This is a genomic window from Streptosporangium sp. G11 (assembly GCF_051192615.1).
Taxonomy (GTDB): domain Bacteria; phylum Actinomycetota; class Actinomycetes; order Streptosporangiales; family Streptosporangiaceae; genus Streptosporangium.
Genome location: NZ_JBPJUQ010000010.1, coordinates 24,147 through 50,055 on the forward strand (window position 1 = coordinate 24,147; position 25,909 = coordinate 50,055).

Consider the following 25,909-nt stretch of genomic DNA (forward strand, 5'->3'; position numbering starts at 1 on the left):
AGAACCGAGGGGCCGCCGGAATGCCAGTTCCAGCGGCCCCGCTTCGTGTCAGGCCGCGATGTCCTTACCGGCCGATGTCTTGGCCGGAGTCGCCGCGGTACGGGGTGGGCGCATCGCGGTTGCGCGGATGGACCAGGCCAGGCGGCCGGTGTTCTGGTTGACGTAGGCGGTGGCGGTCATGCCGTCGAACTCCACCGGCACGAACGGCAGGCCCGGCAGCGCGGCCGGAACGACGGGTTGAACCGGGGACAGGATCTTGACTGAGACCGTCTTCTGGCCGGCCTTGACGGTGGGGTCGGCGTCCATGACGGCGACCTGCCAGACGAGTTCTCCGGTGTTCTTGTCCTTGGCGTAGACGGTGCGGCCCTTGGACGAGGCGTCGAAGTCCTTGACCTGCTCGACCTCGCCGACCACGTAGCAGCCGTGCGGGAAGACCTGGTCGAAGCTGACGGGGATGGGGCCTTGGATGGCCATGATGCAACTCCTGCTGTCGACCCCCCTAGACAGGTGCGGCCGTTCCGCGAGAGCAAGGCGTCTAGGGGGCTATGCAAGTAAGTTAGGCCGGAGTCGGCGAACTGTCTAGGGGGGTCGACGAAATGCCTTAGGGGAATTTCCAGAGCGCCGCAGTGGAATCGTCATAGACCTTGCCCCGAGGCCAGCGGGAGCTGTCCGGATCACTGCGTTCGGCCTCCCGGACACGACGGATCAGTTCGTCGGGGCCGTCCTGGTCGAGGAGGTCGAGAAGCTGCCGCCAAGATGCCAGGGCGAAGCGGTCGACGAGGCGGGAGGCGCCATCGCTCAGCAACGCCACCGCCCGCACCTGATCCACCGGGACGGTACCGGTGAGGGCCTGTTCTGCGGCGAGAGGGTCGACGGAGGCCACCCAGAAACCACCGTCCCGGTTGCGGTGATCGCGCAACGTCTCGACGTAGCCTCGAAACGCTTCGGCATGTTCTGGGCTTCCGCCCGGCAGGCTGTCCATCAGCGCTCGATAGCGTGCCCCGATCCGGCTCACGCGATCGTCACAGATCACCGTCGGCTCTGTCGTACCGGTGTCGAGGACGACGGCGGAGTCGGCCAGCACCAGCCATTCCAGGACGTCACCCGTACGGCGCAGCATCGAGACCGTGGCCGAAGGGGATCCTGCATGCACCAGGTCACAGGTGAAGTCGTGCAACGAGGCGACGTTCTTGATCGACTCGGCCAGGATCTCGGTCAGGGTGCCGGCGCTTTGGGTGACCGCGGCCAGCAGGGTTGAGCCGAGAGTGCGGGCGTACCAGGCGACGCCATGGGAGCAACCCGTTTTCAGTCCCGGTGGGGTCCCGGCGCCGTCCAGGAGTACCACCGCGTCAGAAGTGGCCCCGATGAAGTCCTCATTGGGCCGATCGGCGTATGCGGGTTCGGTGGCGAGGCTGAGTCGCACGTCAGTTGTCTTCGTGCCGATAGAGAGGGCCGGCCAGTTGCGTACGGACCGGTTCCCCCGTGGCGGGGTCGTATTCGACGGCGACGACAGTGGAGAAACGCTTGTCACCCACCTGACCCCAGATGGTGGCGATCTCAGAGGCGAGCAGATCAACGACGCCGAGCGAGCCATTGGGGTGAATGCCCGCGATGGCCAAGAACGTGCCGGTGCCATCAGGGCGGGGGAGACGGCCGAGGTAAGCCGAGTCGGTCGGCTTCGGCGGGTTGACCTGGCTGCCGGAGCGATAAGCCACATTGGTCCGGGTGTCGCGCAGCAACCAGCCGAGGTCGTCGCGCTCCCACCTGATCACGGGGTCGGTGTCATACGCGGTGCGCATCGCCTCGGCCATCCGAGGACCGCAGATGACGAGCAGGCCAGGCCGGTTGAGATCTATCTGCCCGTCGACCGAGACGTTGTCGGAAGCCACGGTGAGCCCGAAGGAGCGTGCGAGGTCTTCCAGTCGCTTACCTGAGCGCATGTCGTCCAGGGCGACCACGGGCCGGTTGCGTTCTGGGTCCAGTCGCAGCGGAGTCACCACGGTCACCGTGCCGACACCCAGGAACGCCCCTTCCGGAGCCGGACCGGTGTGCTTGATCTGGTGAATGCGTCCACGCGACAGACCGGCCTGCTCGGCGATCTGCGCGTACGAGATGCCTTGAGCGTGCAACTCTTGGATGACGCGGCGTCGGAGGCGAGCCAGTTCGGTGACCTCTTGTTGCGCGATGCTCAGTCGCTCGGTTGCGGCCCGGATCAACAGATACGGGTCGTCCATGGCGGCGATGCGCTCAAGGTCACTCGGTGGCACAGGGGTTCCCTTTCGGTGATGCTCAGCCGAGTCTAGACCCCTAGACGAAATGTCGTCTATCCCCCTGGACAGTACAGCCTTGAGCTGTTCGCCGGTTTTTGGGCTGGTTGCCCGAATCGCTGAGCGTCGCTTTGGCACACCGCGCGTCATCGCACGTGCCCTGTCAGCAGCTCGGCCCAAAGGTCGTGCGCTTCACTGGCGCGGGTTCGGGGAGTCTCGGTGACGCTCAGGTGGGCGCCTTGCACAGTGCGGCGAAGGTAGGACTGCCCGCCCGCCGAGCACAGTTCGTAAATGACCGAGCGGCAGTCACAGGTCCAGGCGATCACTCGCCGTCGCCCGTCGTCTCGTAGGTCGATCCAGGCCAACGGGATGTGACCGGCCTGCAACGGTCCCACGTGCGGGGCCAGGCACCTTTTCACCGCGCAGTCGTCTTCTCGGGAGCCGGGTTCAGGGTGGCCCAGACGATGCGCCCCTGCTCGTCTCCGGTCACACCCCAGCTGGCCGCCAGAGCTGCGACGAGGGCCAGGCCCCGTCCCCCTTCCTCGTCCGCTTGAGGAGGGAGAGGGTGCGGTGCGCGCTGGCCGCCCTGGTCCAGGATGCCGAGCCAGATTCGGCTGTGGTTGGCGTGGACGGCAACGGTGAAGCAGCCGCCAAACTGACCGCTTGCGGAGTGACGGATGGCGTTGGTGGCCAGTTCGCTGACGATCAGTTCGGCGTCTTCGGTCACGGGCCAGGCGCCCAGAAGGGCGGTGACGAATCGTCGCGCTTCGGTGATCGCCACGGGAGAGCCAGGGAAGGTGCGGGACATGCGCCAGGGCGACATAGCGGACTCCGTTGTCTAGGGGGCTATACATCCACCGCGCCAGCGTATGAGTGATGCTAGAAGTATCTCAAGGTATTCGACGCATAAATGCGTCAGTGGCTAGAGGTGTGTCGCCAAGGTGCGATAGTCGGCACTGATTCGCCCCAGAAGATCCCGCAGCTGCTCGCCATAGACGGCCACCGCCGTGAACAGCTCGAAGGTCTCCCCGTGAGCCGACAGCTCCCCCGGCTCCGTCAGCGTCAGATCACCGGTCAGACTCTCCACCACGCTCACCGCACCGTCATAGACCGTGAACCCATGCAGCGGGAACGCCGGAGCCTGCACCGACCACGGCACCACCCCAACAGTGACGTGAGGCAGCGTCGCCACCTGCAACAGCCGATCAAGCTGAGCCAGCATCAACCCCGGCGACCCCGGCCACGTGCGCGCAGCTCCCTCAGTCAGCACAAAGAAGAACTCCCGGCCGGACTCGAACAGGACCGCCTGCCCCTCCACCCGAACCGCCGCAGCCTTGGCCGCGTCCTCCTCATCCACCTCACGACCGATCGCCAACGCCAGCCGGGCATACTCCGCCGTCTGCAACAGCGCCGGAACCATTGCCGAAGAAAACACCACCACCCGACGCGCCGACCGCAGCCGAGCGACATTGGCCGCCTCCCGGCCGGCAAGCCCGCCCTTGAGACGAGACACCTCATCGCGCAGCCGCACGAGTAGGGCATCCAGCTTCCCGCGACCCGCATCATCCAAGCCCAACGCCTCAACGAGACGATCCACCGTCTCCGGAACCGGAAGAAGCCGCCCCGTCTCAATCCGAGAGATCGTCGGCTGAGCCACCCCAGCCCGTAACGCCAGGTCCTTCCCCGTCAGCCCAGCGTCCTTACGCAGCCGACGCAACAGCTCACCCAGCGCCCGCAGGCGATCCCGACGATCCTCCACACCCAGCGTTCTACCAGCCACCCGCACACCGAACGCAGCCCATCACAGATCACTCCCGAATTGTTCTCATAGGCATCGACCACGCCGTTCGCGAGCTGCTCGGCGACATCACCGCTACCCGCCGGAACCCGGGGCCGTCTCCCGCCTGATCCACTCCAGATAGTCAGCAGTGCCGGCCACGAGGGCGCTGGCGATGATCTGCGGAACCTCATAGGAGTGCAGCTCCCGCACACACCGAGCCAGATCCTCGAATCGCCCGGTGGTCGTCGTCATCAGCAACAACCACTCCTGCGAGTGTTGGACTTCACCGGCCCACCAGTAGGTCGACTCGATCGGCGCGACGATCTGAGCTCCCGCGGCTAGCCGACGCTCCACCACTGCCGAACAAATCCGATCGGCCTCATCACGGCTGCCGGCAGTGACGCGGACCTCGATGCAATCCGAAGTGTTTTGGATCATGCCAACACACTGCCGAATTGTTCTTATGGGTATCAAGGCGGCGGCGCGGCGCGCCGCCGCACGGCCCGCCGCCCGCCTGCCGTCCGGGCGTGCGGCGTGGGCGCCGGTCCCGGACGGCGCGGGACTCAGGGCCGCGCGCCGCACCGCACACCCGCCGTACCCGACCATCGACCACCGCACGGGGCCGCACCGCCACCTACAGGTTTCTTTGACCAGCAGACCGAACGCTTCGCAGCTCTTCCGGTATCTGTGACCTTGCTTCGGCCGCCGGCTACCTACTTGCTCGACTTCATCGAGGACCACACCACAGTCACCACGGAGATGCCTATCACGGTGAAAAGCAGGATCACGGGCAGATGCCCGATGACCTCTATGCCCCAGCCGAGCGGCGCGGTTTCATGTGGGCCGGGCTCGATCGCAGACCTGAGAGTCCCAGAAATCGCTAAAAGCCCCGTCAGGGCAATGCAGAGCCGGAGCGCCGAGGACACCATCGTGCGCTTACGCGGTCCATTAGGTGCTTCCCCCGGCAAGGGTTTGGGGTACTCGTGCCTGCGCACTTTGGCCACCCCCCGCACACCGGCCGCTAGGTACGGCGTCACGGCGAGAACACCGATGACGACGAACACCCAGTCAAAGGTTTCGCGCAGGGTGCCAGTCGCCCCAGAGATCAACGTGACGATCTTGACCGTCAATGCCAGCACCATCAGGGCCAGCGCCAACTTGGACCACACCGGCATCTTGGACACGCAGTGATTATGGAGTCGGCAAGTCCTCAGAAGAAACCCCACAACCCTGCCTCTCCAACTCGACCCCGTCTCCAGATGGTGGCATCACATCGCTGCGACCGGTACCGCCCTGACGATCGCCTGATGCGGGCTGATCTCCATACGAGGTCGGGGGCGATCGACGGGCCGGGGGTTCGTTCCTCACCCCCGGCCTACCGAGCACCAGGGCGACGAAGGTGCAGACGTTGTTCCCCGTGCCCCTTGCGTGCCCGTCAGGAGGGTGATCAAGGGGGACTCGCGGGGAATCACGGTCACTCGACCCACTTCCCCGCAGGTCAACGTCTCCCCAGCTCAGCGACCAGGCACGATAGAGACTTCCCAAGCTGATAATGCAGGTCGCTCTATTCCACGCCAGCTTGCCTGGATCGTTCAGAGTTCAGCCAGTATTGAAAGGATGAACTCGTCGATTTGAGCACGGTGGGATCACGTGGCGGCTCAGGCCAGATCTGCAGGAAGTAGTGATCACCTATTTCGACCGCGATTTCTTCGTCCATTCCTCTGATGTGGTATCGCAAACGATATGGTCCGGGACCGGCGGGCAGCGGAGGAAGAGGATGCGTCCTCCCTCCTCCCCACTCCTGCAGCGAAAGCCGGCCCGATGGGGACTCGTAGCTGATCTCGACGACGTCTTCGTAGCCATCGAGGTCAGCACCCGGATCCCGATCGGCGACAGCCACCGTGAACTCCACCGGTCCCCACTGAGGGCCCACAATCAGGAGGGCACTGCCTTTCTCCACTCGGATGATCCCCACAGGGGGGCTCGGCACGTCGTCAAACCCGCCCACGTCGCACCCCTCGTCCACGAGGTAAGCCTGGCTGTAATCCACCTCCACATCCATCTGCTTGATCTGCACGACAGGAGTTTCATCTCTGGTCATGGGCGGGAAGCATAGACTCCGCCACCGACAAGATCGGCTATCAGCGGCAGCGCAATCAGGCTGCCGTCAAGTGATGGACGACGAGCGAGTTTCCCGTGCCAGATGCGTGCCAGAACAGGCAGGGAATCACGGTCACTCACGGGGAATCACGGGGACTCGACCCGCCCTGACCTGCACCCCTGTTTTCCCAGCTCAGGGCGGCAAGGTCAGTAGATGATTCCCAAGCTGATGGCATTGGCCTGAGAATCAGAGATACTCAAGCGGGAACGTCTCAAGAGGGTCGCTAGGTCGATCGGCCCACGCCCACCAGTGATGATTCGCGGGGCAACTCCATCGAATGCGGCACGTCCGCTTGGCATCATCCTCGCGATGCATCAGATAGAAGCCGCCAAACGTTATGCTCTGGGCGCATATAGGGCAGAGCGTCGCAGCTTCATCTGCCTCAGCCATAGAAGCACGCTACTGGAGTTGCCCGGCTGGCTGCGGTTCGGGTCGGGAAGCCATCGATGATCACACCGTCAGTGAACGTATCCTTCCGGTCCTGATGATTATGTGGGAGCAATTCGGTGACACGATCCATGAGGATGTCGACAGGTTCACCGACGAGTCGGGTTGCAGTTTGGGTTGCAGTTCACTGTCGTACCAGGCCGTTCCAGGAGGACCGTCGAGGGGCGTTGGTCCAGGTGGGACTGTCCTGAACGACGGCCTCCCGAGCTGCTAATGCGGTTTGGATACGGGGCCGTCCTCGCTGATTGTTCTTGGAGGCGGGGCGCTGCAGATAAAGAGATCAGGCGAGTAGGGGTCTGCCTGAAGCGCAAGCATTCAGAGCCTGATCAAGGACATGGGGGCGTGGCTCGTCATCCTGCCAGCCATCGGCCTTGAGCTTCTGCAACAGCGGCAAGAGTTGTGGATCACCCAACTCCGCTGCGGCCTCGACATATAGGTTGCCCACGTTTGGAGTGGCGAGCACTCGTTTCAGTGTGGGCAGGATCCGGAGATCGCGCCGTACCGCCAGTGCCACTGCGGCCTCGCCCGCCGTATCTGCCTCAGGATCCTGCAGGCGTTCGACGAAGGCGTCTCGGATCTCTGGGGAGTCGTTGTCTCCACGGCTGCCCAGCGCCATGGTGGCCCAGTCCCGCACCTGGGCGTCCGGGTCGTGCATCAGCTTCAGCAGGACCTGGACCGCATCCTCGGGAAGCGGATCGATCCCGGCCGGAATCCCGTATGCCACCTGCCAGCGGACATCAGGGTCCAGGTCGCCGGCAAACCGTAGGAGCGGGGACAGGACGCGTTCGTCGTCACAGATTGCGGCGAGTGCGTGGGCGGCGGACCACCGGACGTCCTCGTGGACTGTGTCCAGGTCGAGGGCGTTCGCCGCTTCGATCAGGGGCGGGACGTGCCAGGCGAAGTCGAGCGCTTGAACCGCCAGCAGGTCGAATCCGAGTGCTTGCACGTTGTGGTCCGCATCAGCCCACCAGGTCCGGGCCAGGGCGATGATCTTCTCGGCGGTGGAGAGGGACTCGAACAGCCGGTCCATCGCGTCGAAATGCTCACGGTGAGAGCTCTCGTCCCAATCGAGTAGTTCGGTGAGCAGGCTGTCAGGGAGCTGCGGTGTCGACATGTCTTCGCCCTCCATGACCGGTGCCGGAGACAGTGACCGAGCGGACATCCCAGGCGGGGCTACGAGTATGCCGATGTGAGACGGGAGAAGTCGATCGCATTTCGGGGAGCCATCTTGGGAGCCAACCGCAGGAACGATCATGAACTGGGTCGGACGGATCTGAACGGCCGGAGTCCAGGCGAGCAGTAGGGCGAACGGTTCTGAACGATCCTGCACATCATTCGGGGAGCTACGGATCAGAAGGCCAGACCACACCGCGCGCACGCCAGTACAGGCCGGCGACCGGAGGGAGCACGGGATTCGTAGAGACGGAAAGATACTCTTATGCGCTACGAGGCCGGGAATGCCAAGGTGTCGCCCCTCATCCATCGCTTCGTCACCACAGAAGGAAGGGTCACTCCGGAGGGGAAGCCATCGCGACGGTACATGAAGCTCCTCGGCGGTAATTTTCTCCGTCTGCCCAGACCCGAACTTGCCGCGTTCGCCCGGTCGATCGCGAGTGACGCGAAGGAGATCACCGACGACGAGCTTGGTGCACTGCTGGGCGAGGACTGGCGCCCCCGTCTCGTCGCTGCCTACCTGATAGGTCTTGACCGTCGCACTTGCTTCCGTCCCAAGCTTGGCGAACTGCTCTTGGAAAGCGGCGGCCCTTATGCAGGCAAGGGGTACTGCTTCGCGTTCGCCCGTTTCGGGAGGGCGGAGGACACAGAGCCTCTCATCGACTACCTCGATCGCTACCTTCCTCGTCCGGCGTGCCGCTACGACCAGTCTTGGGCGATGGGCGCGCTCCTGCACCTGGACGAACGCCTGGGAACCGACCATGCTGCCCGGTTTTTCGTCCCGGGCGGTCTTTGGGAACAGTCATGGCTGAAGGAACTCAACGTCGACCCTGCCGAGCCGAAACGCTGGATCGATCGCCTGTGCCGGTTCGCCGACGATTGCATGAGCGGAGGTGACGGCACGATCGCCCACGTTGAACGCTAGAGCGGCCCTAGCCCAGACGGCGTGCCCGTTGCGTACCCGTCAGGAGGGGGAACACGGGGAACCGCGGATACTTGGCCCCCTCCTCTGCAGGTCAGCCCTCTCCCAGCTCAGCCACCAGGTGCGTTAGAGACTTCCCAAGCTGGCAGCACGGTGCGACTCCTGTCTGCATCGCACGCTGAGGTAGGACAGTCGGCTTCACGACCATTGACTGATACCTCGGACAGGCCGATCGGGGCACTGCTTGCAAATGAAGAGGTACGTCGATCCCGCGTCACCGATCATGATGCCAGCGGGTCCCATACGTTCGGGATCGAAGTTCGAGCTGTGAAGATACCGCTCTTCGAGCGGTTCCCATCGGATTGCGGACCCAGGATCGTGCTCCCAACTGGCGATCGTCAGCAGGTGCTCCATCTCGTGGCCTTGACCGCACTCGACGCGCTCCGAAATCTGCTCCCAGTCGACCCATCCGCCGACCTTCGTTCCCGGAGCGACCGACAGGTGATACTGATAACTCCATTCCTCCAGGCTGTCCAGGGACGACTCCCACGCATCGATCCTCTCGTACAGCTCTTTCGACGCTTCCCAGACAGCGGGATACTCCTCGACCCGCTCAGGCGAGAACACGCAGGGACGCGGAAGGTAGCCCTCAGAGGACACGGGCTCCGGGATCTCGGTGAGAAGATCCGTGACGAGCTTCGAATCGCGCCAGACCACGCGCACCACGGGCCGGTAATCGGACTCGTGGACGAGAGGGCACCACAGCACCTGGCACACATCCGTATCCGGCAGGAATGGCAGTTCCGGCACATCGCGGGCGTAGATCTGAAGGATCGGCACCATCGCGATCGGCTGCGAGCCCGAGAGGCCCCCGTGGCCGGAGGACGCACAGAGCGGCCAAGGATCCCCAGCAGGCCAGAGCAGGGGCCCTCCCATGGAACTGTCCGTGACGGCCGGAGCTCCGCGGCGCGGGTGCAGCCGGACGGTGGTCCTGCTCTGGCCAGCCAACTCCGGAAAGAGCGCCCCTACGTCCACCGGTGCGGTTGGTGTCGTCAGTCCCACGCCTTTTCACTCCGATCGTCGCGACATGCCGTGACCGCACACCGTAGGACAGCTGTCCGGCAGAGTGGAATCCCCGCTCCCAGACATGATCGATGAGCATTGATCAGGGTGTCGAGGGATCGACCACGGTCACTTACGACCAGCCGAACGCTCACTTCAGCCGCTCTGCGAGACGTGATCGATGCACTTCCCAAGCTGATGGTGCTCTGGCTGTACAGCCCCAAGTACAGCCAAGGGAGCGAACTACAGCGGAACTCAGCGAACGTCCACGGACACCACACCCGCAGGCCAGAGCCTCAGACCTCGCTCGAACCGACTTCTTTTAATCCGCAGGTTCTGGGTTCGAGTCCCAGGCGCTCTACCCCAACGAACTGGGCAGACTCCCCTATTTTCATGATTGGGAAGTCTGCCCGGTCGCGTTTCCGGTTGCGGTTATGACCGGCCCGTTGCCGTCAGCCGTCCCACGGCGTCCGTCCCATCCGGCCCGCCGCCTCGATCGCGAGCGTCTCCGTGATGTTGCAGCAGCTGCTTCAAGGCGGCGGCGCGGCGCCGCACGGCCCTCCACCCGCCCGCCGACCGGGCATGCGGCGTGGGCGCCGGTCCCGAACGGCGGAGGGAATCGGGCCGCCCGCCGCACCGCCCGCGCCCCGTACTCGACCATCGGCCGCCGCGCCAGGGCCGCACCGCCGCCCCTTATGGAGACGATGAGGACTCGTTGCCTCGTCCCCGACGGTGCGGCTCGCCCCGTTGCGAACCCTCGTGGGGGTGATGAGGACAGCCGCCGCCGACCAGCACCGGGTAGACCCTGGCCCGGTACTCGTCGATCAGATCCAACGCGGCGGCCTCGGCGGCGAGAGTCGCACCGCCGATCGCGATGTCACCCTCCCCCGGCTCGGCTCGCAACCGCTCGATCTCCTCCGCCAGACCGCCGGAGGCCAGGCGGGCATTGCCCTGCACCGCCGACAGCGTGGTGGAGAACACCACCTTCGGGAGCGACTTCCAGATCGCGCCCCACACGAGCCTTGAGTCGTCGAGCGATGGATCCTGGTCGGCGGTCTCCCAGTACAGCATCGTCTCGTACAGCCGTCGTCCCAACAGGTGGACGCCGACTTCTTGTATCTGGTCGGTGTTGAAGCGAAAGACGTCCTCGTCGGGTGCCGTCCAGTCGAAGCCGCCGTCCGGCCCGACGACGTAGCCGTCAAGTGAGACGCTCATCGAATAGGTCACGCCGCGCATCAGAGGTCCTCCTCGATAACGGGTTCGACAGTACGACCGCCGGACGCCGCAGGATTCGTCACGGCTCGCGGGATCCCCTCAGAATGCCGGAGCACCTTGATCTCGACATCCTCGACATCCTCGACTGTCTCGCTCCGCCTCGCCGGCACCGGCCGGCCGAACACCCGAATCATGATCAACCGATCGTGCCTGCGCCACCCCGTCAGATCGACCCACGGGTCAGGGCGTCCTGCGACGACTTTTGAAGCGGTACAGGGCGAGCACGGCGCGGGTCCGGCACACCGGCGACGGTGACGGCAGTCCGGCCATGGCCCCGATCTCGCGACGCAAGGGCCCTTTAGCCTTTCGCGGGCAGGCCCACCACCACCGTGACCAGGCAGGAGGCGGATCGGAGCGCTTCCGGCGAAGCCCGTCTCGGCTTTTGACAACAACCGAGGACAAGAGTCCGGGACGCACTGTCATCCGGGCCGAAAGCAATTCCTAAGTGCCTCTCACGATGCTTTCTTCGCGCGACGAACTCGCCGTGACCGGCCGCCGCGGCGATCGCGCTCGGAAGGAGCACGAGACGGAACTCGACATCGAGGTCTCGGACCCGCTCCCCTCCCAGGTGGGCGGCCACCTGGCCGGGTGCGAGTCACCGAGTCCTTCTGACCGACCAGCGCGGCCTCAGCGCGTTTCTCCCCGGGAAGCGCGGTTCTCCCCAGGAAAGGACATCCAAATGGAACTCGATATCAGGGCCCTCGACCTGCTCCCCGCGCAGATGGAGAGCAACCTGGCCAGGTGCGAGATCACCTGCCCGGAGGGCGGCACCTGCAAGATCACCTGCAAGGTCACCCACCAGTAGGGGCGGGGCAGGCGATGGGGTTCGACGTCACGACCCTGGACCTGCTGCCCGCCCAGGCGGAGAGCGCCCTGGCGGAGAGCGCTCTGACGGAGAGCGCCCTGGCCGGTGAGACCACCTGCCTGGCGACCCGCCGCGGCGTCACCTCCGCGCACTCCATCATCAGCTGACCCGAAAGGACGAACCCGATGGAACTCGACATCAAGACCCTCGACCTGCTCCCCGCCCAGGAGGAGAGCAACCTGGCCGCGTGCGAGATCACCTGCGGACACACCTGCAGGACGAACAACACCTGCGCCAACACCATCCGCTGACGAAGCCGAACGGCCGGGCCGGACGCGCATGACGGCGACCCGCCGACGACCTGCCGGCGGCCGTGTTCCCCGGCCGCGAACCCGAGGTCTTCCGCCGTCGGCCGCGGTCCCCGCGGCGCGTGCGACGACGAGCCCGCGGCGAGGCCGCCGGTCCCACTTCGGGCTCGTCCCCGTCACCCCCGCGCGGCACCGCCGTCGATCGCCATCCACCGGGCGTTGAGAAAGAGGCACAGTCATGCTCACGGAATGCCGGTGCTCGTGCACCGGCGCGGCCATCGGCATCCGGCCGCGCCGCGTTCCCCGCCTCCAGGCCGGTGTCGGCCGTGGGTGAGGAGCCCAGGCCGGTGTCGGCCGTGGGTGAGGAGCCCAGGCCGATCCCGGTGCCGCTCGACCAGGTGCCCGAGGTCGCGGAGTTCCTCACCGGACTGCGGCTCGGGGTCCTGCGGGAGGAGAGCGTCTTCGCGTTCTTCGGCCGCAACGACACCTGGGCGGGTGTGACCGACACCGGCGTCCCCGTCTTCGTCAAGCGCACCCTCGGTGAGGCGGACCAGGTACGCCGGAGGGTGGAGCGCACCAGGGCGATGGGCGTGGTGCTCGACACGCACCCGGTGATCAACGCGCCCCGTTTCCTGGGCGGCGACGAGGCTTTCGGCCTGCTGGCCTTCACGCTGCTGCAGGACGCGCGCAGCGGGGCCGACCTCGCCGGGGAGGACGCCTTCACCTGGGACCTCGCGCACGCCGCGGGCATCCAGGTCGGAACGCTCCACACCCTCCGCGCACCGCGGCCCGTCGCGGCGGACACCACCGAGCCGCCGCTGCCACCGCGCGACCACCTGGCCGCCCTGCCGCTGGAGATCTACACCGCCTCCAGCGGCGCGGAACTGGAGACGTGGGCGATCCTGCACAACGACCCCGAGATCATCGAGGCGATCGGCGACGTGTGCGACCGGGAGAGCCGCGGCCCGCGCGTCCTGGTACACGGCGACCTGCGGCTCGACCAGTTCCTCCACCACGGGGGGACGCTGTACCTGACCGACTGGGAAGAGGCCCGGCTCGCCGACGCCGCGCGGGACGTGGGCGCCTTCGCCGGAGAATGGCTCTACCGGGGTGTGCTCGGCATGGCCCGCCCCGAGGACGGCATGAGCGACCGCGAGGTCGTCGCCGGTGGCGCCCGCCGCTTCGAGGCCCTGCGCCCCTACGTCGAGGCGTTCTGGACCGGCTACCTCGACGCCCGCCCCGCGGCGCGTGACGACCACGAGCTGGCGGCCCGGGCAGCGGCCTTCGCCGGTTGGCACCTGATCGACCGGGTCATCGCCGCGGCCCGCCGGCGCGGCAGGCTGACCGCCCTGGAACGCGCGGTGGCCGGCGTCGGCCGCACGGCCCTGCTCCGCCCCGCCGACCTCACCACCACGCTGGGCCTGGGAGAGGGACGATGAAGCGACCGCTGGACCGGGTGCGCGTCCACGCGAATCTCACCTCGGCCACCGTCGACGACCGCGAGGTCACCGCCGACGGTCCCAAGGCGCTGCGCTGCGCGCTGGCCGACGCGCTGTACGACGCCTTCCACGCCGACCGCGAGCCCGCGGCGGAACTTCGGCACGACTCGCCGCGCGACCCGGACTTCGAGCACCGGCTGCGTGCCGTGGTCCCGCACCGCGACCACCCCGCCCTGCCCCTGGTGGAACCCGGAAAGCCCGGCGTGGTCCGCCTGAACGGGGTCCGCGTGCGGGTGCCCGAGTCCCGCCTCGGCGAGGAGGTCGCCACCCCCGCCGGGCCGGCGCGCAGGGTCAGCCTGCCCGCCGTCCAGCCGTCGGTATCACCGGGGTTCCTGCTGGTGAGCGGCTCGGCCGGCCAGGGCATGGAAAAGGGCGCGCGGCTGCGGATCTACCTGGGCGCCGAGAGCGCCGAGGCCGCCCCCGCCCTGTGGGGCGCGGTGCTCGAACGGCTGGAGAGGCTGCGGCTCCCCTACAACGCCAAGGTGCTCTCCAACCGCCATCTGCACCCGCGCCGCGACAGCATCGTGGTCTACCTGGGCCCCCGTTCCTGGCACGCGGCGCCGGAGATCGGCGCGGCGGCCACCGCGACCGGCGGGCTGCGCCAGGACCTGTCCGCCTACGTCGCCGCGCTCGGCCCCGGCATTGGCTGGGCGTGGGAGCCGCAGGATCGGCGGCCCGGTATGCGCGGGCTGAGCTTCGGCGAGCATCGCTCGCACGCCATCGCCGCCGGGCTGCTGGCCCACGCCGAGCACGGTGGCGATCGGGACGAGGCGGTGCGCGAGGCGCTGCGGGCCGCCGGGGTCGAACCCGACGCGATGCACCGCAACATCGGCTCACCGCCGCTGCCCTTCGAGACCTCCGGACCCGAAACCGGGCCCGGATCCTGCGAGGACGAGGAAGGAGGTGACACACATGTCTACTGAGCTGCTGATGGAGGGTGCCGAGGCCTACACCTCGCTCGCCGAGGTCGCCGAGGTTCCCGGGAGCGACGCTCCCGGCGCCTGGCCGAGGGAGACCAGCTGGATGACCGCGCACATCTGCACCATCGCGTGGACCATCGATGCCGGCTGCTGACGGATCGGGGTGACGGTGGCGGTGCCGCGGGCGCGTGACAACGGCCCGCGGCACCGCCATGGCCCTGGGAAAAGAAAGGGGGGTCCATGGCTCCCGGGCTGCTGTTCCCGCTCCAGCACGCGTACCCCGACGCGGTCGTGCCGTTCGGGGAGCTGGTGAAGAGCGGGCTGGCCGACCGGCTCTGGCTGGCCCAATCCGCGCTGGTCGAGACGCACCAGACGATCGCCTACCTGGCCGGCCGGGGAATCAGGGTGCCGTGCGGGCTGAGCGTGACGCTGATACCGCTGCGGCACCCGATGGAGGCGGCGGCGCAGGCGCGCAGCCTGGCGGTGCTCACCGGCCGTCCGGTGGTCGCCGGGTACGGTGCCGCGACTCCGGACCTGGTCCAGGCGCTGCGCGGCGCGCCGTACGACAAGCCGGCCTCGGCCGCGGCAGGGTACGCCCGCGCGGTGCGCGCCCTCCTCGACGGCGGCCCCGTCGAGCACGCCTGCGAGGCGTGCGTCGTCACCACCGCGCTGCCCCCGATGCCCCACCCGCCCGTCGAGGTGGGCCTGGGCGTCCTTCGTCCGGGCATGGCGCGTGCGGCGGGCGCCGTCGCCGACGTGGCCATCACCTGGATGACACCGCCCCATTACGTCCGGGACACGTTGCTCCCCGCGCTGGCCACCGGGGCCGCGGACCGCCGCAGGCCGCCCCGTGTCGCGACCGTCGTGCACGTGGCGCTGGCCCGCCCCGGCCGCGATCCCCGCAGGCTCGCCCGCAGCGCGGCGGCGGAGCACCTGCGGACCCCGCACTACACCGACATGCTGCGGCGGGCCGGGGTGCCCGCCGACCCGGCCGACCCGCGCGCCGGCGCCGCGGCCCTGGTCGAAGCGGGCGTCTACGTGTACGGCACACCGGAGGAGGTCGTCGAACAGCTGCGCGGCTACCGCGAGGCGGGTGTCGAGGAGATCATCCTCAACCTCGCCGGCGTCGTGGGGACCGAGGGTTTCCGGGCGGCGCTCACGGACGCCGAGCAGCTGCTGCACGCCATGGCGGACGCCGATGGGTGAGACCGGGCGGCCCCAGGTCCCGCCGTTCCCCGCCGAGCGCCTGCTCATCCTGGCCACCGGATCGCTCGGCGCCGCCTTCCTGCCGTACTGGCTCAACTGGCTGCGGTGCTCCTACCCGAGCCTGGACGTCCGGGTGGTGGTGACCAGGAGCGCGGAGCGGTTCGTCAGCCGGCAGGCGATCGCGGCCCTCATCGGCAAGGACGTGCCCGTCGACGCCTGGCCGGACGCCCCGGGGCCGGAGTCGCCGCACGTGGAGTACGCGAGCTGGGCCGACACGGTGGTGGTCTACCCGGCGACGTACCACTTCCTGGGCCGGTTCGCCGGCGGGCTCGCCGACACCCCCGTGCTGCTGGCGCTCCAGTGCACCTCCGCGCTGATCGGGATCGCGCCGGCCCTGCCGCCCGGGGCCACCACCTCGTACGCCTACCGGCGGCACCGTGCCGCGATCGAGGAGCGGCCCAATGTCGTGGTCGTCGACCCGGTGCCGGTCCTGAGCACCCACACCCGAAGACAGGACGCCCTGGGGGCGGCCCCGCTTCCCACCCTGATCGAGCGACTGGTGGAGCTGCGCGCCACGCGCGGGAAGGAGGAGCAGTGAGCCGAGCCGACGACTCCTACGGCACGGGCTACGTGCTGACCGCGATCGCCCGGTCGGCCGAGGGGGACTACCGGTGGTCCCGGCGTCCCGGGCCACATCGAGGCGGCGCGCTGCGCACGCCGGATCCCGCCGTCCTGGACGCCGTCCGTACGGCGGCGCGGGGGCGGGTCGAGCTCACGCTCCCGGAGCGGGCGGACGCCACCGGCGCGACGTACCGGGCCGGTCAGTCCCGCTCGATCGCGGCCATGCTGCTCGGCCCGGGGACGGGCGAGAGCGACGCCGACATCGCGCGGATCACGGCGGACACCCTCGCGGAGACCGGCGCGGCCCTCGCCCGGCTGCACGCCGTCCCCCTGCCCGGGGCCGATCTCCCGTCCCCCGACGGCCTGCTGCGGCTGCTCTCCTGGTTGCGGGACGGGCTCGGGCCCGGCGCCGCGCCCGATCTGCACCGCCGGGCCGCCGAGATGCTGGGCCGGGACCGGATGGCCACGGTGGCGGCGTGGTGCGTCCCGCCCGCGGAGGCACCGCACGTCCTGTTGCACGGCGGCCCCAGCCTGGGCATCCTCCTGCCCCTGACCCCTGGCACGCACGGCGGCCTGCTGACCGGGGAGAACCTGGCCGCCGGTCCGCCGGAGTCCGACATGGGGTGGATCATCGGCGAGCTGGTGGAGCTCCGCGCCTCAGTCCACCGGTTCGGCTCGCGCCGCGACCTGGACTTCGACCTGTTCATCGGCCGCGTCCTGGAGGGCTACACCACCGCCCCGGACACCTCCGCCCCGGACACCGCCGCCCCGGACCTCACCGCCCTGGACACCGCCACCCCGGACACCGCCGCCCTGGACCTCACCGCCGTGGGCAGGACGGCCGCGCTGCGCTTCCTGACCCACCTGCACGACTTCGCCGCCTACCTGAAGTGGCACGACGTCCTCGTGGAGTACCTCAGGCTCGTCGCCGACGTGATCGACGCGGCCGGCGCCGGGCAGCTGCTGCCCTCCCCCAGCCAGGCGGCCCGTTCGTGAACACCGCCGAGATCACGCGCGTGACGCTGTCCAACGGGCTGCGGGTCGTCATCGAGGAGGAGCACTCCGTTCCCGTGGCGGGCGTCGCGGTGCACTACGACATCGGCTTCCGCGCGGAGGCCGAAGGCGCCTCGGGCCTGGCCCACCTGTTCGAGCACCTGATGTTCCAGGCCGCCTCCGGCACCGGGCCGAACCACTTCCAGCAGGTCGAACGCGCCGGAGGGTTCTGCAACGCCTCCACCCGCCAGGACTACACCGACTTCTACACCGTGGTCCCCGCCGACGCGGTCGCGGGCGTGATCGCGCTGGAGGCCGGACGCATGCGCGCTCCCACGATCACCGAGCGGGCCGTCCGGACCCAGATCTCGGTGATCCGCGAGGAGGTCCTGGGCAAGATCCGCAAGCCCTACGGCGGCTTCCCCTGGCCCCGCCTCTCCCCCGTGCTGTTCCGTTCCTTCGCCAACGCCCACGACGGGTACGGCGACTACGCCACCCTCCAGCACGTGACCGCCGCGGACTGCGAGGAGTTCTTCGACCGGCACTACGGGCCGGGCAACGCGGTGGTGACGGTCGCGGGCGACGTCGAGCCCGAGGCGGTGCTGAGGGTCATCGAGCGCGCCTTCGGGGCCATCGCGCCCCGCCCCGCCGCCCCGCCCGCCCCGTACGGGGAGCCGGAGCCCGCCGGGCAGGCGGTGGCCGAGTACGCGGACCCGCTGGCGCCGCTGCCCGCCTTCGCCCTCGGCTACCGGGTGCCTGATCCGGCCGCCCACCCCGACGCGCACCTCGCGCTGTCCGCCCTGGCCAGCGTGCTGGCCGGCGGCGCACGGCCCCGGCTGCGGGAACGGCTGCACCGGGAGACCGGGCACAACGTCACCTTCTCGGCCCGGATCGGCCTGTTCGATCTCCTCGACGCCCGCGACCCCGACATGTGGGTGCTCACCGCGATCCACCCGGCGGAACTTCCGGCCGAACGGGTGCTGGCCGCCGTGGACGCCGAGTTGGACGCGCTCGGCGCCGCCGGACCCTCGGACGGGGAACTGCGGCGCCGGCGTACCGCCTGGCTGCTGTCCCACCACCGCTCCATGGACCGGCTCGCCGACCGGGTGCGCATGCTCGGGCGCTTCGAGCTGCTGTTCGGCGATCCCGGACTGGTCGCACGGCTGCCCGGGTCGTACGCCGGAGTGGGCGCCGCCGACGTGGCCGCGGCGGCACGCGGCCTGCGCCCACACTCCCGCGCGCTGCTGCGGGTCGTCCCGGGGAGGGGCCATGAGTAGGGACCTGGTCGATCGCACGCTGGTCAACGGGCTGCGCGTGCTGGCGGTACGGCATGGTGTGACCCCCCTGGCCGAAGCGCGCCTGCTCCTGCCCTCCCCCTGCCCGACCCGGGGAGCGCTGGCGGAGTCGATCCTGCTGGCGGCCTGCCTGTCGCGGGGGCAGGAGGCCGAGGACGGCGTGGAGCTGAACGTGGTGGCCGACGTCCATCAGATGACCGCCATCGCCTGCTGCTCGCTGTCCGACATGGACGCGCTGACGCTGAGGCTGGCGCGGGTGGCGCGGGAGGTGCCCGCCGAGGTCGAGCCGGCGCGCGGGCACCTGATCGCGCAGTTCAAGGTGGCCAGGGCGCACCCCGACGTCACGGTACGGGCGGAGCTGGCACGGCACCTGTTCGGCGGCCATCCGGTGGCGTTCACGATGCCGGAGGAGGACGAGCTCGCAGCGATCACCGAGGTGCGGCACCGGCCGGCCGGCCCGCGCGGCGCGGTCCTGGTGATCCTCGCCCCGGACGACCCGAGGCGGCACGCCGACGCCGCGGAACGCGCGCTGGCCGGCTGGCAGGCCCCCATGCGGGGGGTGGCGCCGCTGCCGCCGCTGCCCGCGGTCGAGGGCGGCCGCCTGGTATCGCTGCCGCGGCCGGGCGCGCCACAGTCGCGCATCCGGCTGCGCGCGCCGGGGGTGACCGTGGCGCACGAGCGCTACCCGGCGCTGTTCTTGGCCTGCAACGTCCTGGGCGGCTCCCTGTCCTCCCGGCTGTCGCGCAGCCTGCGGGAGGACAAGGGCTACGTGTACGGCGTCACGGCGTTCTTCGACAGCCATCCCGGCGGCGGGTTCCTGGCGATCGAGGCCGACACCGCGGCCGCCACCACCGGTCCCGCGCTGGAGGTGCTGGCCGCCGAACTGTCCCGGATGCGGACCCATCCGCCCACCGGCCAGGAGATCGAGGCGGCGCGCGCCTACGCCGTCGGGTCGATGGCGACTCACCTGGCCCCGCGCGCCGGGCTCGCCACCGCGCTGGCCGACCTGGCGGCCAAGGGGGCGGACCCGCTCCTGCTGTTCGACTTCCCGCACCGGCTGGCCGCCGTGACCCCGGACGCCGTGGCCGCGGCGGCCGAGGAGTTCTTCGCTCCCGAGCGCTTCTCCGGCGTGGTCGCGGCGGACCCGCGGGAACTCGCCGATCTTCCGGCCCTGGGGCCGGGGTGAGGGCGTCTCCTCAGCCCGGCGCCCGGATCGACCGGGCCGAATCCTCGTCATGAGGCCGCCCCCGTCTTCGGAAGACGCCCGCGAACGGGGTCGCACCGCAGGCGCGCGGCGCCATCACGCCGGGCCATCGCGCCGGGCCGGGAAGCCTGCGGTGACGTACGGGGCTCACCGCAGGCGGAGCGTTCGTCCCGCACCGGCCGGGCCGTCTTCCCTCCGGTGGGCGCGCGCCCTCCATCGGGAACACGTACCCGGCCGGTCATTCACCCGCGGGCCTCAGTAGTTGGTGAATCCGCACGTGAACGTGGCGCAGGTGCGGTAGCTCTGGCAGGTGATGTCGCACGGGTAAAGGGCGCTCTCCACCTGGGCGGGGAGCAGGTCCAGAGCCTGGACGTCGAGTTCCATCGCGATCCTCCTTTCGTGTGTGACGGTTTTACGGAATCCGCGGTGACCCGGGAATACGGATCGCCGGGATCAGAACCAGGAGGAGAAGATGGAATTGGTGGCGATCACACAGGTGACGCAACACGGGCCCTGCCGGCTCTGCGCCTGCGCGGGGAGCATGTCAAGGGACTGAACGTCGAACTCCATCGCGATCCTCCTTTCGTGGTCGATGGCTTCACGGGAAATCACCGTGACCCGCGTACGCGGGTCGCCGGATGCTAGAACCCGTCGGTGGACACGTAGAACCTGCTGAACAACACGCAGGTGACGCAGCACGGACCCGGCAGGGCCTGCGCCCGCGCGGGGAGCATGTCGAGCGACTGAACGTCGAACTCCAAATCGGACCTCCTTTCTTGGGGCTTTCTCAGGAGAGGAGACCTCCGAGGTGATGCGAGGTCTCGCCGTCCGCCGGTGAGGCCGGCGGGGTCTGTGAGCGCGCGGTCGGCGATGGGAGATCAGCGGCGGGAACGCGGGACCGCCCACGATCGGGTTCGGCTTGTGGACGACGCCGGCGCGGCCGGTGGCCGGGGGCATCGCCGGGAACCGCTCCGGCGTCCCGGTCGGGAGCGTCCGGATGTTCCGGCGGGCCGGTGCGAATTCTCCGCGTGCCGACGATAGGCCGCGGTTCTTACGGGGTGCTTAGCCGTCCTTAATGTGCGCCCCGGCACAACCCGGCCGGGGGGCGTGGAGACCTTAAGGGCGCCATTAGGCGCCGCTGGCAGCATGCTCAGCGTCCGGAGAACCGGCCGTGGGCGAGACCCGGGCAGCCATTTCGCACCGATGGTCCGGCATCACCCCATGTCGAAAAAGACGAATGGAGATTCGGCGTCGTGAGTGAACGTGAATCGACGGGGGACGGCGTCTCCGGTGCGGACCGTCACGTCCTGGAGGACGTCGCCCGGGCGGCACTGCGCCGCGCGGCGGGCGAGACGGGCCCGATGACCGGTACGGAGGCCGATGGCGGGCCGGACTGGCGGTTCCAGGTCGGGTCACCGTGGACGTACGTGACCCCGCCCGGGGCGGACAGCCGGGCGCAGGGCTGGAAGCTGCACGTGGCGGCCACGCCGTTGTCGGCCCCGGTGGTGCTGGCGCGCGTTGTGCGGGTGCTGGCGCGCCGCCGGTGCTCCTTCAAGTACGCCACCGATTTCGAGGAGCTGAGCCGGCTCGTGGCACGCGGCCAGGACCGGGGGTCGGTGGGCAAGTTCATCACGGTGTACCCTCCCGACGACGCGGCCGCCGTGGAGATCGCCGAGGAGTTGCACAGGGCCACCTACGGCCTGCCGGGGGCGCCGATCCTCTCCGACCGGATCTACCGGCCGGACAGTCTGGTGTACTACCGCTTCGGGGTGTTCTCGGCACCCAGCGTGCTCGACAACGACGGCTCCTACGCCTCCCGGCTGACCGCGCCCGACGGCACCCAGGTGACCGACGAGCGCAACGCCTGGTACTCCCCGCCGGCCTGGGCGGCGTGCCCCTTCGGCTCTGGCCAAGCCCCGGCGCGGACCACGGCGCCGCAGGCGGTGCTGCTGGCCGACCGGTTCGTGGTGCGCGAGGCCATCCGGCACGGCGCCAAGGGCGGGGTGTTCCTGGCGGAGGACCGCGCGGACGGCCGCCAGGTGGTGATCAAGCAGGCGCGCCCCCACCTGGGCGCCAGGCTCGACGGTTCCGACGAGCGGGACCTGATGCGCCACGAGGCGCGCATGCTGGAGATCTTCGGGCCGCTGGACGTCACGGCTCGCAAGGTGCTCCTCTTCGAGCAGGACGACAACCTGTTCCTGGCGCAGGAGCACATCGCGGGCGCCCCGCTGAGCGGCTGGGAGGCTCCTCGGCACGACCGGCCCGGCGCCGTACTGGGCGTCCTGCGCGGCCTGGTCGAGCTGGTCGCCGTGGTGCACGAACAGGGTCACGTGCTGCGCGACCTGACGCCCAACAACGTCATGGTGACGGAGGACGGCGGCTGCCGCCTGATCGACCTGGAGATGGCCGCCGTGCCCGGCGCGCCGGTCGGGCGCGCCTTCACCCCCGGTTACGCGCCGCCGGAGCAGGTGAACTCCGCCGTGCACGCTCCCGCGCCCGACGTGACGGCCGACCTGTACGCGCTCGGTGCGACGACGCTGTTCGCGGCCACCTCCTGCCAGCCGCCCCACCTGCGGGACCGGCCCGCGGACGCGCGGCCCTGGGACGAGCGGGTGGAGACGGTGGTGCGGGTGGCGACCACCGGCGACCCGCTCGCCACCGCGCTGTCCCCGCTGGTCCTGGGCCTGATGCGGGAGGATCCGGCGCGGCGCTGGGACCTGCCGCGGGTGCGGCGATTCCTGGGCGACCTGGACGACGCCGCCCTGGGGTCCGCCGACCGGACCGCCGGCTTCCGCCTGGGCACGGCGGAGCAGGACCACCTGTTCCACGACGGGCTCGCCCACACCATGCGCGCCATGTCGCCCGGCACGGGCGAGCAGCCGTCCGCCCGCCTGTGGCCGAGCGGGGGTTTCGGCCTGACCGCCGACCCGTGCGCCGTCCAGTACGGCGCCGCCGGAGTGATCTCGCTGTGGGCCGCCGTGCTGGACCCCGCGCGGGCGGACGACGCGCTGCCGCCGGACACCCGGGACCGCCTCACCTCCGCCCTGCGGGACGCGGCGGATTGGACGGTTCGGAGGCTCGCGCGCGAGCAGCGGCCCTCCCCGGGCCTGTACTTCGGCCGGGCGGGCATCGCCGTGGCCCTGCACGACGCCGGCCACGCGCTCGACGAGGAGAGCCTGCGCACCGCCGCCGTGACGCTGGGGCTGGAGCTGCCGGTCACCTGGCCCAACCCGGACATCTGCCATGGCGCCGCCGGGGCGGGGACGGCCCTGCTGCACCTGTGGCGCGCCACCGGCGACACGCGGTTCCGGGACCGGGCGGACGCGTGCGCCGACGGCCTGCTCAAGGCGGCGCGGCGGACCCCGGACGGTGTGCTGTGGCCCATCCCCTCGGACTTCCCCTCCGCGCTGGCGGGTGCGGAGCACTGGGGCTTCGCGCACGGCGTCGCGGGGGTCGGCGCGTACCTGCTGGCCGCCGGGGTCGCGCTCGACCGGGACGACTGCCTGGAGATCGCCCTGACCGCCGGGGAGACCCTGCTGGGCGCGGCCGAGTACCACGGGGAGGCCGCCTGGTGGGCCGAGGGCCCGCGGGGCGGGACGAAGCTGCCGCACTGGTGCAACGGCTCCTCCGGCGTCGGCACCTACCTGGTGCGCCTGTACGCGGCGACCGGCGACCGGCGCTTCCGGGATGCCGCCCACGCGGCCGCGCTGGCCGTCCACGGTGGCCGCCTGGCCTCGGGGACCGCGGCGTGCCACGGGCTCGCCGGTGACGGGCAGTTCCTGCTGGACATGGCCGACCTGCTCGGCGAGCGCGCCTATCACGACCAGGCGGAGGAACTGGCGGCGCCCCTGTGGGCCGGTGCCGTCCTGCGCGACGGGCTCATGGTGGTACCCGACGAACTCGGCGGCGAGGAGGTCTCCGTCGCCTGGAACACCGGGCTGGCCGGGGTGCTGGACTTCCTGTACCGGCTGCGGCACGGCGGTCCGCGCCGCTGGATGGCCGAGACGGGCGCCGAGACGTGGGCGCGCGGGGTCCGGGCGTGATGGTCTCCGAGACGATGAGCCCGGCCGCCGCGGTGACCGGCGTACGGCGGCGGCCGTTCGTCCACCGCCTGAACTTCCGCTTCTCCTCCGGCGGCGGGTACGCCGCCTGCCTGGCCTCCGACGACCGCGCCCCCGCGATGTACCCGGAGCTGTGGGACCTCACCGGTCCCGAGCCCCGGCCCCGGGCGGTGCGCACCCGCGACGGCGAGACCGCGGCGAGCGTGCCGCTGCCCACCGACGACGGCGGCCTGCTGCTGTGCCGGTCCGGAGCCTACGGCTCCCGGCTCACCTTCGCCGCGTCCGGCGCCGAGGGCGGGCGGCCGGTCGAGGAGGTCGAGCTGATGGCCGTCCGGAGGGGCGGTCTGCGGCTCCTCCCCGGCACGGCGCGCACCCCCGCCCTGGTGCTGGAGATGGACGGCGACGGGCGCACCACGGTGTGGCGCCTGCCCGGCGGGGCCGCGCCGCCGGAACAGGTCACCCGGGTGCCGCATCCGATCGGCGGGGCGGTCTGGCTGGACGAGCACGGGCACGCCCTCGCGCTCACCTCCGGTGAGCCGGAGGCGGGCACCCTGGTCCTGGATCCGGCGCGCGGCGCCATCACGTCCCTCGGTCTTCCCGACGGCGAGCACCTGCTGCTGGCCGCGCCCCGAGGCAGGGTGCTGCTGACCGCCGCGCCGGGCGACGGCGGCTACCGGCTCGGCGTGCGCCGCCTCGGCGATCCGGCGCCGACGGCCCTGCCCGATCGGCTGAACGCCGTCGAGGGCAGCGTGGTCCCGCTGGCGCTGGACCCGACAGGGCGGTTCCTGGCCCTGTCGGTCACCCGCCGCACCCGTTCCCACCTGCTGGTCCACGATCTGACCGCGGACGCCCCCGCCGAGATCGAGTTGCCGCCCGGCGCCCTGCACCCGACGGCCCACTGGTCCGACGCCGGGCTGCGTCTGGTGCACAGCGCCGGCGACCGTCCGACGGGCGTCATCACGATCGCGGACCCGTCCCGGCCGCGCGTCCTCGCCCCCACCGGCGAGGACTGGTCCGGATGGGCCTCACCGCGAGCGCGGGAGTACCCGGGGCCGGCGGGCGGCACGGAGGCCGTCGTGTACGGCGATCCGGCCGGCGCTCCGCGCCTGGTGGTGGCGCTGCACGGTGGCCCCGAGGCCGCCTGGCGGCTCGGCTTCGACCCGCTGTTCCAGCGCCTCGCCGCCGAGGAGATCGCGGTGGTGGCGCCCAACCAGCGGGGCAGCACCGGCTACGGCGCGGCGCACCGCGCGGGTATCCAGGGCGCCTGGGGTGGTTGCGACCTGGCCGACATCCTGCATCTGGGCCGCCACCTGGCGGCCGGGCGCGGCCCGGACCGGCCGATGCTCTACGGCGCGAGCTACGGCGCGTACCTGGCGCTACTGGCCGCGGCGGCGGAGCCGGGCCTGTGGGAGCGGGCCGTGGTCGTGGCGCCGTTCCTGTCCGGCCGGCTGCTCCACGAGGACGGACCGGCCTCGGTCCGCAACCTCATCGACCGCCTGGGCGGGCGCGAGGAGATCCACGACGACGACCTCGGGCCGCGCGATCTGCTCCGGCTGGCCGGCCGCATCCGGCTGCCGCTGCTCATCGTGCACGGCGAGCACGACCCGATCATCCCGGTCGGCCACTCCCGCCGCCTGCACGAGCGGCTGCGGCGGACCCGTCACCCGGACGCCGCGCCGGTGACCTACCTGGAGGTTCCCGGCGCGGGCCATGACCCGCTGTCCGACGTCGGCGGACACGCCGTCAGGGAGCGCGTGCTCGCCTTCCTGCGCGCCGGGCCGGAGCGCGCCGGCTGAACGACACCGCCGACGTCGGCTGAACGACAGGGCCGGCGCCGGCTGACCGACACCGCCGCCCGTGCCGATGCCCGACGAACCGCAGAACTCCGCGCCCGGCCGATCGGGCCGGCC

28 protein-coding genes are annotated in these 25,909 nt (G+C 70.2%); 14 read left to right on the forward strand and 14 right to left on the reverse strand.

The window, feature by feature from the left end:
- Positions 1-48: 48 nt before the first annotated feature.
- The 9 genes from ACSDR0_RS12835 to ACSDR0_RS12875 form a co-directional block, all read right to left on the reverse strand.
- On the reverse strand, positions 49-474 hold the full coding sequence (locus tag ACSDR0_RS12835) for a plasmid replication, integration and excision activator (RefSeq protein ID WP_435288992.1): 426 nt from the start codon (positions 472-474) through the stop codon (positions 49-51).
- A 127-nt stretch (positions 475-601) separates the two neighbouring features.
- Positions 602-1,423, reverse strand: a complete 822-nt coding sequence (locus ACSDR0_RS12840) for a protein phosphatase 2C domain-containing protein (RefSeq protein WP_435288993.1) — start codon at positions 1,421-1,423, stop codon at positions 602-604.
- A 1-nt stretch (position 1,424) separates the two neighbouring features.
- The gene (locus ACSDR0_RS12845) at positions 1,425-2,234 is read right to left on the reverse strand and encodes a sigma factor-like helix-turn-helix DNA-binding protein (RefSeq protein WP_435288994.1); all 810 of its coding nucleotides are present in this window, start codon (positions 2,232-2,234) and stop codon (positions 1,425-1,427) included.
- A 448-nt stretch (positions 2,235-2,682) separates the two neighbouring features.
- Positions 2,683-3,090, reverse strand: a complete 408-nt coding sequence (locus ACSDR0_RS12850) for an ATP-binding protein (RefSeq protein ID WP_435288995.1) — start codon at positions 3,088-3,090, stop codon at positions 2,683-2,685.
- Between the two features lie 99 nt (positions 3,091-3,189).
- Positions 3,190-4,026: a helix-turn-helix domain-containing protein gene (locus ACSDR0_RS12855; RefSeq protein ID WP_435288996.1), complete on the reverse strand. Its 837-nt coding sequence runs from the start codon at positions 4,024-4,026 to the stop codon at positions 3,190-3,192.
- 114 nt (positions 4,027-4,140) lie between these two features.
- Positions 4,141-4,653 carry a divalent-cation tolerance protein CutA gene (gene cutA / locus ACSDR0_RS12860; RefSeq protein WP_435289137.1) on the reverse strand — a complete coding sequence of 171 codons (513 nt, stop codon included), beginning with the start codon at positions 4,651-4,653 and terminating at the stop codon, positions 4,141-4,143.
- Between the two features lie 107 nt (positions 4,654-4,760).
- The gene (locus tag ACSDR0_RS12865; protein WP_435288997.1) at positions 4,761-5,231 is read right to left on the reverse strand and encodes a hypothetical protein; all 471 of its coding nucleotides are present in this window, start codon (positions 5,229-5,231) and stop codon (positions 4,761-4,763) included.
- A gap of 380 nt (positions 5,232-5,611) precedes the next feature.
- Entirely contained in the window at positions 5,612-6,148 is a 537-nt protein-coding gene (locus ACSDR0_RS12870; protein WP_352036905.1) for a hypothetical protein, read from the reverse strand.
- A 787-nt stretch (positions 6,149-6,935) separates the two neighbouring features.
- Complete coding sequence (locus ACSDR0_RS12875) at positions 6,936-7,769, reverse strand: HEAT repeat domain-containing protein (RefSeq protein ID WP_435288998.1); 834 nt, start codon at positions 7,767-7,769, stop codon at positions 6,936-6,938.
- A 324-nt stretch (positions 7,770-8,093) separates the two neighbouring features.
- Between ACSDR0_RS12875 and ACSDR0_RS12880 the strand changes: the two genes are divergently transcribed.
- A complete protein-coding gene (locus ACSDR0_RS12880) occupies positions 8,094-8,753 on the forward strand; it encodes a DUF6000 family protein (protein WP_435288999.1) in 660 nt (219 codons plus the stop codon).
- Between the two features lie 195 nt (positions 8,754-8,948).
- Here the strand turns inward: ACSDR0_RS12880 and ACSDR0_RS12885 are convergent, their stop codons facing one another.
- From ACSDR0_RS12885 to ACSDR0_RS12895, 3 genes are all read right to left on the reverse strand, one after another.
- Entirely contained in the window at positions 8,949-9,593 is a 645-nt protein-coding gene (locus ACSDR0_RS12885) for a hypothetical protein (RefSeq protein ID WP_435289000.1), read from the reverse strand.
- 912 nt (positions 9,594-10,505) lie between these two features.
- Positions 10,506-11,048, reverse strand: coding sequence for a dihydrofolate reductase family protein (locus tag ACSDR0_RS12890; RefSeq protein ID WP_435289001.1), 543 nt, complete (start codon positions 11,046-11,048; stop codon positions 10,506-10,508).
- Positions 11,048-11,221: a hypothetical protein gene (locus ACSDR0_RS12895; RefSeq protein ID WP_435289002.1), complete on the reverse strand. Its 174-nt coding sequence runs from the start codon at positions 11,219-11,221 to the stop codon at positions 11,048-11,050. Before ACSDR0_RS12895 ends, ACSDR0_RS12890 begins: the two co-directional genes overlap by 1 nt.
- A 545-nt stretch (positions 11,222-11,766) precedes the next feature.
- On the opposite strand from ACSDR0_RS12895, the gene ACSDR0_RS12900 reads away from it, so the two are divergent.
- The 11 genes from ACSDR0_RS12900 to ACSDR0_RS12950 all read left to right on the forward strand — a co-directional run bounded on the left by ACSDR0_RS12900 (position 11,767) and on the right by ACSDR0_RS12950 (position 19,920).
- On the forward strand, positions 11,767-11,892 hold the full coding sequence (locus tag ACSDR0_RS12900; RefSeq protein WP_435289003.1) for an ALQxL family class IV lanthipeptide: 126 nt from the start codon (positions 11,767-11,769) through the stop codon (positions 11,890-11,892).
- 14 nt (positions 11,893-11,906) lie between these two features.
- On the forward strand, positions 11,907-12,059 hold the full coding sequence (locus tag ACSDR0_RS12905; RefSeq protein ID WP_435289004.1) for a hypothetical protein: 153 nt from the start codon (positions 11,907-11,909) through the stop codon (positions 12,057-12,059).
- An 18-nt stretch (positions 12,060-12,077) separates the two neighbouring features.
- Entirely contained in the window at positions 12,078-12,203 is a 126-nt protein-coding gene (locus tag ACSDR0_RS12910; RefSeq protein WP_435289005.1) for an ALQxL family class IV lanthipeptide, read from the forward strand.
- Positions 12,204-12,547: 344 nt separating this feature from the next.
- The gene (gene lxmK, locus ACSDR0_RS12915) at positions 12,548-13,639 is read left to right on the forward strand and encodes a class V lanthionine synthetase subunit LxmK (protein ID WP_435289006.1); all 1,092 of its coding nucleotides are present in this window, start codon (positions 12,548-12,550) and stop codon (positions 13,637-13,639) included.
- Positions 13,636-14,622 (forward strand): T3SS effector HopA1 family protein, encoded by a 987-nt coding sequence (locus ACSDR0_RS12920; protein ID WP_435289007.1) that lies wholly within the window; start codon positions 13,636-13,638, stop codon positions 14,620-14,622. Before lxmK ends, ACSDR0_RS12920 begins: the two co-directional genes overlap by 4 nt.
- Positions 14,612-14,773 (forward strand): hypothetical protein, encoded by a 162-nt coding sequence (locus ACSDR0_RS12925; protein ID WP_435289008.1) that lies wholly within the window; start codon positions 14,612-14,614, stop codon positions 14,771-14,773. Before ACSDR0_RS12920 ends, ACSDR0_RS12925 begins: the two co-directional genes overlap by 11 nt.
- An 86-nt stretch (positions 14,774-14,859) precedes the next feature.
- A complete protein-coding gene (locus ACSDR0_RS12930) occupies positions 14,860-15,825 on the forward strand; it encodes an LLM class flavin-dependent oxidoreductase (RefSeq protein WP_435289009.1) in 966 nt (321 codons plus the stop codon).
- On the forward strand, positions 15,818-16,423 hold the full coding sequence (locus ACSDR0_RS12935) for a flavoprotein (RefSeq protein WP_435289010.1): 606 nt from the start codon (positions 15,818-15,820) through the stop codon (positions 16,421-16,423). Before ACSDR0_RS12930 ends, ACSDR0_RS12935 begins: the two co-directional genes overlap by 8 nt.
- Positions 16,420-17,442 carry a hypothetical protein gene (locus ACSDR0_RS12940; protein WP_435289011.1) on the forward strand — a complete coding sequence of 341 codons (1,023 nt, stop codon included), beginning with the start codon at positions 16,420-16,422 and terminating at the stop codon, positions 17,440-17,442. Before ACSDR0_RS12935 ends, ACSDR0_RS12940 begins: the two co-directional genes overlap by 4 nt.
- Positions 17,439-18,716 (forward strand): M16 family metallopeptidase, encoded by a 1,278-nt coding sequence (locus tag ACSDR0_RS12945; protein ID WP_435289012.1) that lies wholly within the window; start codon positions 17,439-17,441, stop codon positions 18,714-18,716. The genes ACSDR0_RS12940 and ACSDR0_RS12945 overlap by 4 nt, the downstream gene beginning before the upstream one ends.
- Positions 18,709-19,920: a M16 family metallopeptidase gene (locus tag ACSDR0_RS12950; protein ID WP_435289013.1), complete on the forward strand. Its 1,212-nt coding sequence runs from the start codon at positions 18,709-18,711 to the stop codon at positions 19,918-19,920. The genes ACSDR0_RS12945 and ACSDR0_RS12950 overlap by 8 nt, the downstream gene beginning before the upstream one ends.
- Before the next feature lie 273 nt (positions 19,921-20,193).
- On the opposite strand, the gene ACSDR0_RS12955 is transcribed toward ACSDR0_RS12950, so the two are convergent.
- On the reverse strand, positions 20,194-20,322 hold the full coding sequence (locus ACSDR0_RS12955) for an ALQxL family class IV lanthipeptide (protein ID WP_435289014.1): 129 nt from the start codon (positions 20,320-20,322) through the stop codon (positions 20,194-20,196).
- 69 nt (positions 20,323-20,391) lie between these two features.
- Entirely contained in the window at positions 20,392-20,508 is a 117-nt protein-coding gene (locus tag ACSDR0_RS12960) for an ALQxL family class IV lanthipeptide (RefSeq protein WP_435289015.1), read from the reverse strand.
- A 683-nt stretch (positions 20,509-21,191) separates the two neighbouring features.
- Between ACSDR0_RS12960 and lanL the strand changes: the two genes are divergently transcribed.
- Positions 21,192-23,981: a class IV lanthionine synthetase LanL gene (gene lanL / locus ACSDR0_RS12965; RefSeq protein ID WP_435289016.1), complete on the forward strand. Its 2,790-nt coding sequence runs from the start codon at positions 21,192-21,194 to the stop codon at positions 23,979-23,981.
- Complete coding sequence (locus ACSDR0_RS12970; RefSeq protein ID WP_435289138.1) at positions 23,981-25,795, forward strand: alpha/beta hydrolase family protein; 1,815 nt, start codon at positions 23,981-23,983, stop codon at positions 25,793-25,795. Before lanL ends, ACSDR0_RS12970 begins: the two co-directional genes overlap by 1 nt.
- Positions 25,796-25,909 lie beyond the last annotated feature (114 nt).